Here is an 11,927-nt window from a genome sequence, read left to right as displayed (position 1 = left end):
ATGGGACGAGTAAAGACACTGAACAAATGGGCCAATGCCCATACTTATTACGCCTTAGACCTGTTACGGATAGCCCTGGGCGTTTTCCTGCTGATCAAGGGCACACTTTTTATGTCTAATCCTGTACAATTTATCGAAGTAATGCAGCCTTTCCAGGCCATGCCGGGTAGTTGGCTGATCATTCACTACGTCGTAGCCGCGCATTTTGTGGGCGGTTTACTGATCATTCTCGGGCTGTTTACGCGCTGGTCCGTCCTTACGCAGTTTCCTATACTGGCGGGTGCCATCCTGGTGAATTTCTTCGGGACGATGAATGTTTCTAACCTGTTACTGGCAAGCGTGGTCATGATCGTATGTGTGTTCTTCCTGTTTTACGGGAGTGGCAAGCATTCAGCCGATTACTACCTGAAGATGCAGAAATAGATAATATAAAAAACCTCCTGTCAGGCAGGAGGTTCTATTTCTCAATTGGTCATCAATTTTCCTTGTTCATCGAGCCACATTTTGCGTTGCCAGATGACTCGTTTATAGAATTGTTCGTTCTTCATGGTCTTAGAGACGGCTTCCAAACCTTCCTGCGGCCACTCAACATCTGAAGTCCAGGCATTAAAAATATCGCTGTACTTTACAAAGCCGTCAACGGTGTAAGAATTCCAATTATACCCATAACCCTGTGGACTTAACACCATAGCTGTCAACCATAATACTTGTTTGGTGTTGCCGGCTTTCATATGTTTTTCAAAATGGGGTTTAAAATATTGGTCTTGGGCAGTCAAGAATACATTTACATCCGTAGCATTGGTATAATTATGAACCAGGTAATTCCATTCGGAATTTTCAGTAGAAGCCATTGATGCCCGGTTCAATAACACCTCGCCAACGCGAAATTTCTTTTGCTTTATGCGCTGATCTATGTCGTCTAAATGTTCTTTACTCATTGTTGCACGCACCTCGTCCCTCGCAGCTGCCCAGCGTTCCCCAATTTTGTCGAGGTTGTCATAACTTGCTATCCCGTAGCAGGAATAAATATTTGGTTCCGATTCCAGACCGTTGACTCGTGTACACATACTCCAACCGGTAATATTCCTTTTTTTTAAAAGGTTTCCATGGATCTTACCCCGGTACATAGCCTCGTTTCCTATAAATGTCTTCATCTCTTCTGCGGGTACACTTCGATATTCGAATGTAAATAAATGCTCTTGGGTGCCTGCCTGTCAGAAGAGACAGTAGAAAAGGGCAAAAACTAAGTTTTTCCATGATAGGAAGTTTATAGAGATTATATCCCAAGGGAGCTACAATGAACAATGTCAACCTTATATTGAACATTTTGTACGGAAGAGTAGAAAAACTTAGTTGGGATTAGGCAGTTCATCGAAAAACGGGGGGTCCGAACAACTTTCAAGTTAGCTAGAGCGTATAACCCTATAGAACTTTATAATATTAATCTTATGCGATTATCTAGATTAACAGTACCTACTTTTATTTTATGCCTGATCACCCTGCTTAGCAGTTGTTCTGAGAATTCCAGCGAATCTGAATTTGGCCGGTTGAGTATTCAATTGACCGATGCCCCTTTCCCTCATGAACTCGTCTCAGAAGCTAACGTGACTATCTTTAAGGTTGATGCCCGGCAAAATGATTCTGAGGATGAGACAGGATATGTGACATTGATGGAAGATGAAATTGAAATTAATCTGTTGGAACTCACAAACGGGGTGACCGAAACCCTTGTCGACACAGAAATCCCGGTGGGTAATTACGATCTTGTGCGTGTATACGTAAAAGGTGTGAACGTGGTCATGACCGGGGGAGAGAGCTATGAACTAGATGTGCCAAGTGGCGAACAAACCGGGATCAAGGTATTTATAGACCCTGCTATCGAAGTGGCCGGCGGACTCAGCGCTGACCTTCTCCTGGATTTTGACGTAAGTCGCTCTTTTGTCCCAAAAGGTAATTACCCCGACTACAATGGATTCAACTTTAATCCGGTTATCAGGGCAAGCAACCTTTCCACAGCCGGAACCCTGCAAGGAAAGATATTAACTCCTGATGCGGATACTGAGATAGCCGTGGATGGTGCTTCTGTAACGGTTTACGATGGGGATACCGAAATCACAGCCACAGCATCCGGGAGCGATGGAGGTTATGTAATAATGGGCTTACCTGCAGGTATATACAATATAGTGGTGACTAAAGCAGGCTTTATCACTTCTGAAGAAGTAGAAGTCGAAATCGTGGCAGCTAATAAAACGGTTACTGACTTCCAGCTTTCTCCGGAATAAAATTTATACATACCCAAGGAAAAGGCAGGAACTTCCTGCCTTTTTTGTTTTAAATCCATTCCATATCTTAACTAACTATAGCTAAGCGGACTATGATTCAAATTGGTTTAGGCGGGGGATGTCATTGGTGTACCGAAGCGGTATTCCAAAGCCTTAAGGGGGTACTGCGGGTGAAGCAAGGGTGGATTTCTGCCCGGGAAACTCCTGCGTATTCAGAAGCCGTGATCGTTTGCTTTGATCCGGAAAGCATTTCTTTAAAAGACCTTGTCGAGGTGCACCTGAGGACCCATAGCAGTACTTCACAACACTTCCTAAGAAACAAATACCGTTCTGCCGTATATACCTTTTCAGAGATACAGCAGCAAGAAGTATTAGTGCTGCTTGGTGAATTTGATAAAAGTTTTGAAAAATCACTAATTACCATAGCTTTGTCTTTTGCTGATTTCAAAGAAAACAGCGAAGAATTCCGGCAGTACTATGCCAGGGACCCAGGTAAACCTTTTTGTAAAAATTACATCGACCCTAAACTTCAACTGCTGTTGAAAAAATTTAATAAGCTGGTCGATCCTAATAAACTCAAGCTCTCCGCGCTACCGGACTAAAGCAACCCGTTCTTCCCCTGCACCAAAACCATAGAATACTGCTAATTTCTCCTCATAACCCACAGATATATGTGCAAGGTCAGCAAACAGCCGTAATTATCGGAGCGTGGTCCAGTACTCTAAAGCTTTTATGGCCCGGTACCACCCCTTAATTCCTTCGGCTACTTTAGAGCGGTCCTCTTCGGGTTCAAAGCGCTGGTCTTCCTGCCACATCTCCTCGATCTGTTTTTCATCATCCCAATAGCCCACGGCAAGCCCGGCGAGGTAAGCCGCTCCCAAAGCGGTGGTTTCCGTGATCTTCGGCCGGATGGTGACCGAATCCAGGATATCGGCCTGGAACTGCATCAGGGTATTATTGACAGATGCTCCCCCGTCTACCCGCAACTCTTTGATCTTTAAACCTGAATCGGCCTGCATGGAGGTCAGGATATCCATGGTCTGGTAGGCAATCGATTCTATTGACGCCCTGGCGATATGAGCATCGGTAGTACCACGAGTCATCCCGAAGATGGTTCCCTTCGCCTTCTGGTTCCAGTATGGAGCTCCCAGCCCTGCAAATGCCGGGATAAAATAGACTCCTTCCGTAGAATCGACAGATTCGCCCAGGGGTTCCACATCCTTAGACCTCTTAATGATCCCCAGTCCATCACGCAACCATTGTACCACGGCGCCCCCGATAAAGATACTGCCCTCCAGGGCATAAACTGTCTTGCCTTTTATTCGCCAGGCGACGGTGGTGAGCAGGTTGTGTTCGGAGATAATGGGTTTTGTTCCTATGTTCATTAACATAAAGCATCCTGTGCCATAAGTGTTTTTGACCATCCCTTTCTTAGTGCACATCTGCCCGAAGAGTGCGGCCATCTGGTCCCCGGCAATCCCGGCTATCGGTATTTTAGAGGCAAAAACCGTTGTCTTGGTATTGCCGTAAACCTCGCTGCTGTCCTTTACCTCCGGAAGCATGCTTTTAGGGATGTCAAATAACTGCAGCAGTTCGTCATCCCAGTCCATGGTATTGATGTTGAACAACTGGGTACGGCAGGCATTGGTGACATCGGTGACGTGTAGTTCCCCTTTGGTGAATTTCCAGATGATCCAGGTGTCTATGGTACCCAGGACCAGGTCCCCGGCCTCTGCCCGTTCCCTGGCTCCGTCTACATTATCCAGAATCCATTTCACCTTTGATCCGGAGAAATAGGAGTCGATCACCAGGCCTGTTTTTTCCCGTATCATTTTTCCTTTCCCGGACTCTTTGAGTTCCTCACAATAATCCGCCGTTCTTTTATCCTGCCATACAATAGCATTGTACACCGGCTTTCCCGTATTCCTGTCCCAGACCACCACCGTTTCCCGTTGGTTGGTGATCCCGATAGCTGCAATATTCTTACCGTTTAACCCATGTTTTACGGTGGCCTCGGCAGCAACCCCGGCCTGGGTGGACCAGATCTCCTCGGGATCATGCTCTACCCAGCCTGATTTGGGGAAGTACTGTTTGAACTCTTTCTGAGCTATTGAAACGATACTGCCTTTTTTATCAAAGACGATCGCGCGGGAACTTGTCGTTCCCTGGTCCAGTGATAAGATATATTGTTCCATCAGGTATTATGTGTTTAGTTTAGTTATACTTGATACAATAGTGCTTTGCCATTGCGGTAAAGGTGTTTGACTGCTGCTCTTGCCAATCTTCAGATCTATCCAACTCGCCAGCCAGTAGTTCTGCCACCTGGGGTGCCATGCGGATGGCTGCATCTGCATCGAGGAATAGCGCACGAACCCGGCGGGCTAAAACATCCTCAACAGTACGGGCCATTTCATAGCGGGCCGCCCATACTACCTCAGCTTTCACGAAAGGTAGCCGAGGGTGTAATTTTTCTCCCAGAGATGGGTCATCCGCAATGAGCGCGGCAATACCTTCCTGGTCTGTTCCATAAATATACATATGGTTTTCCCGGTTGTGAATCGGCATGGCCCCGTGGATCGCGAGATTTTTAGTTTTGCAGGGGCGTTTCGGCAATTTTCCGATAGTAATCGCCTTATTGATGGTATCCTGGGCCATCCTTCTGAAAGTGGTCCATTTACCCCCGGTTATGGTCACCAGGCCGGTTTTGGATACGATCACTTTGTGACTTCTCGAAATTTCCTTGGTCTTTTCCGATTCATCTTTTGGCGCGGCCAAAGGGCGAAGACCGGCAAATATGCTGCGCACGTCATTTCGGGATACCGGTTTGTTCAGGTAATTATTGAATGTTTTTAGGATAAATTCAATTTCCTGTTTTTGCGCCCGGGGTTCAAGACTGTGATCGTCCAGGTTGGTATCTGTCGTTCCAACCAGTACCTTATCATGCCAGGGTACCGCGAAAAGCACCCGACCATCCGTGGTCTTGGGGATCATGATGGCATCGTCCCCCGGGAGATAGGATTTATCAAAGACCAGGTGTACCCCCTGGCTTGGCACGACGGTCTTCTTTGCATCGGGATCTTCCATTCTCAGGATCTCGTCCGTAAATACCCCCGTAGCATTTATGACAAGATCACTTTTAAAAGAATAGGTCTGTCCTGTTTCTGCATCCTTGGCGCTTACCCCGGTGATAGTTCCGTTTTCGTCCTGCAGCAAGTCTTCAACTTTAAAGTGGTTGAGCAGGGTCGCCCCCATTTCCAGGCAGGTCTGGGCAATATTTACAGCAAGTCTGGAATCATCAAACTGCCCGTCCTTGTAAAGCACCCCGCCATACAAACCTTGCTGCTTTAGGGTTGACAGCCGTTCTATGGTTTTTGCTTTATTGAGATGTTTGGATTTCCCGAGGCTAAGTTTGCCGGCTAAGAAATCATAGACCTTTAATCCTATTGTATAGTAGTACCCATCCCACCAGCGGTAACTAGGGATTACAAAATCCTGGTTTTTTACAAGGTGAGGAGCATTTTTTGCAAGCAGGCCTCTTTCATAAAGAGCTTCCTTAACCAGGTCTATATTCCCCTGCGCCAGGTAGCGGACTCCCCCGTGGACCAGTTTGGTGCTCCTGCTCGAGGTACCCTTGGAATAATCTACCTGTTCCAACAGCAAGGTCTTAAATCCCCGGCTTACACTATCCAGGGCAACCCCAAGGCCGGTGGCTCCTCCCCCGATCACAATCACGTCCCACTTAGCGGTTGCATCTAATGTGCCCAGGATATGCGCCCTGGAGTATAAGTTCTGATCCATCAATTTCTTTTAGCCTAAAAGATATGCAATATTATATTGGGTTTTATGAACCGGAAGGCAGTAAAAGGATCGTAGAAAAACTTAAAGAGCCGCTTTTAGCCCGGCAATCAGCTGGTCAATATCTTCCTTACTGGTAAAATGAACAAAAGAGATCCTGATTACACCGGGATCTGTCGGGATATCCATATCCATCAGTGGACGCACCGCATAAAAATGTCCCTTTCCAAGCATCAGTTTGTGTTCGGTCAGGCTGGCGTAAACTTCTCCTATACTTTTCCTAAGCGGCATAATGGCGATAATGGGGGCTCGCTGTTCGGAGGAACCCGGACCTACGATACGAACATCATCGCGAGACTCGAGGAATTTAAATAATGGTTGCATCAGTGCTGATTCGTGCTCCCGGAACAAATGGTTCAGGGCACGGTTTCTTTCTGCGGGGCCAGCCTGTTTATCAAAATGATGTTCATAGACCGCATCAAGATAGTCCAGGATGCCGCTTGCTGCAGCGATCTGGGCATGGTCAGGACCGGCGGGGACCAGCATATTTCGAGTAACGCCCTCCTTAAAGAAATGTGCCTGGTTCTCCATTTTATGAATAAGATCTTTAGCAACGTACATCAGGCCCAAGTGGGGGCCATAGGTTTTGTACAGGGAGAAAAGGTAAATATCTGCCCCCAGTTCTTTCAGGTCGGGTAGGCCATGAGGTGCCCATCCTACCGCGTCGACAACGGTGAGGGCCCCGTGGTCATGGGCCATTTGACTGATCTCCGCAACGGGATTCAGGTGTCCGATCACATTGGAGCACTGCGGAAAGGCTACCATCTTGGTGCGGTCTGAAAAGAGCCTTTTTAAGGCCTCTACATGCAGGGTGCCGTCTTCCCTATCCACATGCCACTCAATGACCCGTATCCCACGGTCTGCCAGTTTCCTCCAGGCTCCTGCATTGGCCTCGTGATCCTGGCAGGATACGATAATCTCATCACCCTCTTTCCACATAGGGCGCATCGCGTTTGCCAGGACATAAATATTCTGGGTCGTGGAGGGGCCAAAGTGAATTTCGGAGGGGTCTGCATTCAGGTATTCTGCCATCCTGCGGTAAGACAGATCCATTTGTTCACCCGCCCGGGTCGAGGCAGGATAAGGATAATAGGGTTGCAATTTGTTCTCGGTATAGAAGCTGTTGAGCTTATCGATTACCTGCTTACAAGGATAAGATCCCCCGGCATTTTCAAAAAAGGCCCAGCCCTCCAGGCCGGGTTCACTAAAAGCAGGGAATTGAGATCGGATAAATGAAAGGTCTGGTTTCATAGAAGGGATATTGATGTGTTGGTATTCTTTAGGACTGATCAGCACGACTGACCGGTCCTAAAGTAATTAATTATGACTAAGCTGAACTTCTACTGCTGTGGATAAATTTATCTGGAAAAGCAGTAAAAAATTCAAAAGGGAAATACGTGGGCTCATTTAGCGAGAATTCTCTAAATTTCCATGGAGAATCATGAAACTCTCTTTAAAATGGGAGGATACAGGGCAAGTGACATAAAGGTGACACCCGTATGTCGCCTTAATTGCATGGGGTATGCTGTAGTTTTGGAGCTCTAAATATAAGAACGATGCAAAACGAAACCACCGCCAGGAACCTGGTGTACCAAAGAAAACTAAAAGGCTTTACACAACAGGAACTCTCCGAACGAACCGAGGTAACGGTACGTACCATTCAACGCATAGAGAAAGGAGAGGTACAACCGCACCTGCAAACCATCAAACTATTGGCCGCAGCCCTGGAGATAGAGGTAAACGACCTTATCCCTTTGGAAAACCCAAAGGAAGAGGCCATCCAAAAGAAATGGTTATTACTGTTACATGCCACCCCGCTAATCGGGTTCCTGATTCCTTTTTGTAATGTGCTTATTCCACTTTTCCTGTGGATCCATAAACGTGAAGACAACCAACTCTACAACCGGCACGGGATCAGGGTGATCAATTTCCATATCACCATATTACTCCTTTATGCCTTGTCTTTTGCAGCTTTGCTTACCATAGAGAAGTGGGGCTTTATCTTTTTTGTTTCAGTGGTGCCACTGGCGATTATGATCGTTCTGACCAACATCATCTATGCCGTAAAAGAACACAAATGCTATTACCCCTTATCTATACCTTTCCTGGGCAGCGGTAGGCAGCGCGCTGTTAAGACAGGAGCTATGATCCTATGCTTAATGGCAAGTATCTCTGCTGTTTCACAAGAATCACAAGTGATCACTCGTTTGGATGGTACAGTTATCAAGAGCGATTCACTCACTGCTAAGATTGAGCAGTTAATGCAAGCAGGTAAGGTACCCGGCCTGGCGGTTACCGTCTACAATCACAATGACCCGGTCTACTCTGAGACCTTAGGGTATAAAGATCTATCTGAACAGCTTCCCCTGGAAGCCAGCACGAATATATATGGAGCATCACTCAGTAAAGCCGTGTTCAGTGTCCTGGTAATGAAATTAGTAGAAGAAGGAAAAATATACCTGGATAGGCCACTGCAGTCTTACCTCCCAAAAAAGATCTATGAATACCAACCCCTGACCCGCTGGCACGATAATTTCCAGGATCTTAAAGAAGATAGTCTCTACCAAAAGATAACTGCCCGGATGTGCCTGGCTCATACCACAGGTTTCCCAAATTGGAGATGGGATGAAGCTGATCACAAATTGAAAGTGCTGCGCGAACCCGGTGAGGTCTATGGCTATTCGGGGGAAGGTTTCGTCTACTTGCAGGTGGTGCTGGAAAAGTTGACGGGAAAAGGATTACAGGAACTGGCCGAGGAAAAAATATTTACCCCGCTGGGTATGAAGAACACTGCTTACCAATGGAAGCCGGCATATGAAGAGAACTTCGCCTACGGTCACAACAAACAAGGAGAGCGATATAAGAAGGATACGGACAACGAACCCCGGAGCGGGAGTACCCTGGAAACCACGGCAGCCGATTATTCGCGTTTCCTGCAGGCGGTACTCCATGAGGAGCTGTTGTCCGGGGAATCGTATAATGAACTATTTACCCAGCAGCACAGGCTCCGCTCCAAAAAACAATTCGGTCATGGCTCCAAAGAAAGTACCAATAAGTATAATTCACTGAACCTGGGCTATGCCCTGGGTTGGGGTTACCTTGAAACTCCATATGGGAAAGGGGTTTTCAAGGAAGGGCATGGGAATGGTTTTCAGCATTACTCCATAATTTTCCCTGAAGCAGGGAAGGGAGTGATGATCATGGCGAACAGTGATAATGCCGAAAGCATTTTTAAAGCCATATTGGAAGTGAGTATGAGGGATACTTACACCCCCTGGGAATGGCAGAACTATATTCCTTATGATCAGCAGTAGTCCATAAAATTATCCCTTACCTCTGAAAATCCATTTAAAAAAAGCCCGCAGCCATTCGCCCGGGCTTTTTTTAATGAATATTTAGGAGCCTCCCCGATTGTTTAACTTCAATTCCTCACTATTTTCGCGGTCCAGAAAATAATTATGCTCATAGACCTGCTCATAGCCATGTTATGGAGCTTGTCTCCCTTTGGGGAGGCCAAGGTGGGAATCCCGTATGGATTATTGAACGGGCTGAATCCTTTCCTGGTTTTTATCTTCTGCTTCCTGGCCAACCTCCTGGTCTTCCCGATGATGATGTTCTTCCTGGAGAAGATTAACGGCTATTTCATTCGCTGGCGCTTTTATAAGAAGTCGGCCTTATTTGTAGCCAGGAGAGCTAAGAAAGGTTCCGGTAAAAATGTTCAGCGCTTTGGTTTACTGGGCCTGATGTTATTTGTCATGTTGCCGGTGCCAGGGACGGGAGTCTACGCCGGGAGTATTGCTACTTACCTCTTTAAGTTTGATAAGCAAAAGGCTTTTTGGGCAAATGCCATCGGCATTTTCCTTTCCTCCGTCATCGTCTGGTCCGCAACCCTGCTTACCATGAAGGGGATTTCTATGCCTCTTTAGATTGGCATTCGGCTGATATCTGGATTCAGCATAAATCTCTTGAAACCAAGCTTATCACACCCCGCTTTTGAAGCCATACAATAATATATTGATCCTTTTGCTTCAGGATTTAGCTATCTGGAAATCCTGGAATATCTTTAATCCTAAATTATAAAGATGGCTTCTGGATTTTTTGCTGTTATGGATGATGTGGCTACACTCTTAGACGATGTCGCTACTATGGGGAAGATTGCGACCAAAAAGACTGCAGGCATCTTAGGCGATGACCTGGCTGTTAATGCGGAGAAAGCCTCGGGATTTGTTTCCAAAAGGGAACTCCCGGTGATCTGGGCTATAACCAAAGGGTCTCTGCTCAATAAACTGATCATTCTCCCGGTAACCTTCTTACTAAGTGCATTTGCACCGGTAGCCATAACGGTGATCCTGTTGCTAGGTGGTCTCTACCTCGCCTATGAAGGTGCTGAAAAGATCTATGAATTTTTCTTCCCACATTCGCACAAACCTGAGCTAGAGGAAGTCAAAAACCTCGATAAAAAGGATATTCTTGAACTGGAAAAAACAAAGATCAAGTCGGCCATACTCACCGATTTTATCCTCTCTATAGAAATAGTGATCATAGCCCTGGGTACCGTAATGGAAGAACCCCTTCTAAATCAAATCCTGGTGGTCACTTTTATAGCTTTACTGGCCACCGTCGGAGTTTATGGCTTGGTAGCCCTTATCGTCCGGATGGATGAGTTCGGCGCCAGCCTTATTCGTCTTAACGGGGAAAGCAATACTATTTCAGATAAAATAGGCCGGTTCTTTATCAATGCGCTGCCCATAGTGATCAAGTCCCTGACGGTGATCGGGACCATCGCTTTATTGCTGGTATCAGGTGGCATTTTTGTGCATAACATTTCCTTTTTACACCATTTATTTCCTTCCGTGCCGGGGATCATCGTGGAATTCGGTGTAGGGTTGGTTGCCGGGATACTGGTGCTGCTGCTAGTTAAAGGGGTAAAGAAAATTCTGGGCAAGAAATAAACAGCATAAACCCTTATAAGGATTGGAGGACCCTGATCATTACATCAATCATAACTGATTCTATCTCGTATGGTGCCATCCTCCCTGTGAATGATTACATCCGCCTTGTATTTCCTGGCCAGGCGTTTTGCTTTCCTGATGGCTGTATCCTGCCGCCGGTGTTTAGAGGTAATCCGTTTATTCCCCTCGCGCCGCACGGCCCAGTCATCTTCATAAGGGACCACATGTTGATGCCAGGTTCTTCCTCGTTTGCTCTGACGCGAGCTTTTAAAATACACCTCTACCAGTTCCTTTAAAATATCTATCCAGGAAGTGGAGTTACTGCTTTTGGGCATTTTCCATGTTTTAGGTCCTCCCTAAGATACTCTTTTCGATAAAATACCGGGGCCTGGGTTCATCCGCGTAGCGGATGGACCAGAGAAGGCCCGCTGCTGCAAACACTGTCACCTCGAGCGTAGTCGAGAGGCAACTGACCTACCCCCAATAACTCTTTAGATCACCTGGGTTCATCCGCGTAGCGGATGGACCAGAGAAGGCCCGCTGCTGCAAATAGAAAACCGCCTTTGCTAGCGCAAAGCGCTTTTTGCATTTCCCTTCGAGAGCTCAAGCAAGCTTGACTCTCTTCCGGAAATGCAAAAACCCACGCCTAAGGGCGTGGGTTTTCTGCTTGATGTGGTCCCACCTGGGCTCGAACCAGGGACCACCTGATTATGAGTCAGAAACAAGGGGTTTTTGTAACAAGTTGTCAACCAGGTCAACAGCTTATCATCCCCCGTGTTTATTGGGCTGAACCTCTTTAACGGAATATTCTTCTGTATACTTTTGTTGCCTTTTATTT

At 46.6% G+C, this 11,927-nt stretch carries 11 protein-coding genes and 1 tRNA gene; 6 read left to right on the top strand and 6 right to left on the bottom strand.

Annotated elements, in window-relative coordinates; translation table 11 throughout:
• Complete coding sequence (locus PP178_RS04390) at nt 1–423, top strand: DoxX family protein (protein ID WP_272593093.1); 423 nt, start codon at nt 1–3, stop codon at nt 421–423.
• A gap of 41 nt (nt 424–464) precedes the next feature.
• On the opposite strand, the gene PP178_RS04385 is transcribed toward PP178_RS04390, so the two are convergent.
• Nucleotides 465–1,154, bottom strand: a complete 690-nt coding sequence (locus PP178_RS04385; protein WP_272593092.1) for a hypothetical protein — start codon at nt 1,152–1,154, stop codon at nt 465–467.
• A 294-nt stretch (nt 1,155–1,448) separates the two neighbouring features.
• On the opposite strand from PP178_RS04385, the gene PP178_RS04380 reads away from it, so the two are divergent.
• Both PP178_RS04380 and PP178_RS04375 read left to right on the top strand, forming a co-directional pair.
• On the top strand, nt 1,449–2,282 hold the full coding sequence (locus PP178_RS04380) for a DUF4382 domain-containing protein (RefSeq protein WP_272593091.1): 834 nt from the start codon (nt 1,449–1,451) through the stop codon (nt 2,280–2,282).
• 92 nt (nt 2,283–2,374) lie between these two features.
• On the top strand, nt 2,375–2,884 hold the full coding sequence (locus PP178_RS04375; protein ID WP_272593090.1) for a peptide-methionine (S)-S-oxide reductase: 510 nt from the start codon (nt 2,375–2,377) through the stop codon (nt 2,882–2,884).
• Nucleotides 2,885–2,980: 96 nt separating this feature from the next.
• Here the strand turns inward: PP178_RS04375 and glpK are convergent, their stop codons facing one another.
• The 3 genes from glpK to PP178_RS04360 form a co-directional block, all read right to left on the bottom strand.
• Nucleotides 2,981–4,477 (bottom strand): glycerol kinase GlpK, encoded by a 1,497-nt coding sequence (glpK, locus tag PP178_RS04370; RefSeq protein WP_272593089.1) that lies wholly within the window; start codon nt 4,475–4,477, stop codon nt 2,981–2,983.
• A 19-nt stretch (nt 4,478–4,496) separates the two neighbouring features.
• Nucleotides 4,497–6,080: a glycerol-3-phosphate dehydrogenase/oxidase gene (locus PP178_RS04365; RefSeq protein WP_272593088.1), complete on the bottom strand. Its 1,584-nt coding sequence runs from the start codon at nt 6,078–6,080 to the stop codon at nt 4,497–4,499.
• 81 nt (nt 6,081–6,161) lie between these two features.
• On the bottom strand, nt 6,162–7,388 hold the full coding sequence (locus tag PP178_RS04360) for an aminotransferase class V-fold PLP-dependent enzyme (protein WP_272593087.1): 1,227 nt from the start codon (nt 7,386–7,388) through the stop codon (nt 6,162–6,164).
• 305 nt (nt 7,389–7,693) lie between these two features.
• On the opposite strand from PP178_RS04360, the gene PP178_RS04355 reads away from it, so the two are divergent.
• From PP178_RS04355 to PP178_RS04345, 3 genes are all read left to right on the top strand, one after another.
• Nucleotides 7,694–9,451: a serine hydrolase gene (locus tag PP178_RS04355; protein WP_272593086.1), complete on the top strand. Its 1,758-nt coding sequence runs from the start codon at nt 7,694–7,696 to the stop codon at nt 9,449–9,451.
• 144 nt (nt 9,452–9,595) lie between these two features.
• The gene (locus tag PP178_RS04350; RefSeq protein ID WP_272593085.1) at nt 9,596–10,063 is read left to right on the top strand and encodes a COG2426 family protein; all 468 of its coding nucleotides are present in this window, start codon (nt 9,596–9,598) and stop codon (nt 10,061–10,063) included.
• 156 nt (nt 10,064–10,219) lie between these two features.
• Nucleotides 10,220–11,089 (top strand): DUF808 domain-containing protein, encoded by an 870-nt coding sequence (locus PP178_RS04345; protein ID WP_272593084.1) that lies wholly within the window; start codon nt 10,220–10,222, stop codon nt 11,087–11,089.
• 44 nt (nt 11,090–11,133) lie between these two features.
• Here PP178_RS04345 and PP178_RS04340 read toward each other — a convergent pair whose 3' ends face one another.
• Both PP178_RS04340 and PP178_RS04335 read right to left on the bottom strand, forming a co-directional pair.
• Entirely contained in the window at nt 11,134–11,424 is a 291-nt protein-coding gene (locus tag PP178_RS04340) for a DUF2188 domain-containing protein (protein WP_272593083.1), read from the bottom strand.
• A 338-nt stretch (nt 11,425–11,762) separates the two neighbouring features.
• Nucleotides 11,763–11,849, bottom strand: a tRNA-Met gene (locus tag PP178_RS04335).
• Nucleotides 11,850–11,927: the final 78 nt, after the last annotated feature.

This window comes from Zeaxanthinibacter sp. PT1, assembly GCF_028464225.1.
Taxonomy (GTDB): domain Bacteria; phylum Bacteroidota; class Bacteroidia; order Flavobacteriales; family Flavobacteriaceae; genus Zeaxanthinibacter.
This window is presented reverse-complemented; position numbering and strand designations above follow the sequence as displayed.

What these genes read in the sequence shown, in the direction of transcription:
- PP178_RS04390 (WP_272593093.1), top strand. Translation starts at nt 1, where the DNA reads ATGGGACGAGTAAAGACACTGAACAAATGGGCCAATGCCCATACTTAT.
- PP178_RS04385 (WP_272593092.1), bottom strand. Translation starts at nt 1,154, where the DNA reads ATGAAGACATTTATAGGAAACGAGGCTATGTACCGGGGTAAGATCCAT.
- PP178_RS04380 (WP_272593091.1), top strand. Translation starts at nt 1,449, where the DNA reads ATGCGATTATCTAGATTAACAGTACCTACTTTTATTTTATGCCTGATC.
- PP178_RS04375 (WP_272593090.1), top strand. Translation starts at nt 2,375, where the DNA reads ATGATTCAAATTGGTTTAGGCGGGGGATGTCATTGGTGTACCGAAGCG.
- glpK (WP_272593089.1), bottom strand. Translation starts at nt 4,477, where the DNA reads ATGGAACAATATATCTTATCACTGGACCAGGGAACGACAAGTTCCCGC.
- PP178_RS04365 (WP_272593088.1), bottom strand. Translation starts at nt 6,080, where the DNA reads ATGGATCAGAACTTATACTCCAGGGCGCATATCCTGGGCACATTAGAT.
- PP178_RS04360 (WP_272593087.1), bottom strand. Translation starts at nt 7,388, where the DNA reads ATGAAACCAGACCTTTCATTTATCCGATCTCAATTCCCTGCTTTTAGT.
- PP178_RS04355 (WP_272593086.1), top strand. Translation starts at nt 7,694, where the DNA reads ATGCAAAACGAAACCACCGCCAGGAACCTGGTGTACCAAAGAAAACTA.
- PP178_RS04350 (WP_272593085.1), top strand. Translation starts at nt 9,596, where the DNA reads ATGCTCATAGACCTGCTCATAGCCATGTTATGGAGCTTGTCTCCCTTT.
- PP178_RS04345 (WP_272593084.1), top strand. Translation starts at nt 10,220, where the DNA reads ATGGCTTCTGGATTTTTTGCTGTTATGGATGATGTGGCTACACTCTTA.
- PP178_RS04340 (WP_272593083.1), bottom strand. Translation starts at nt 11,424, where the DNA reads ATGCCCAAAAGCAGTAACTCCACTTCCTGGATAGATATTTTAAAGGAA.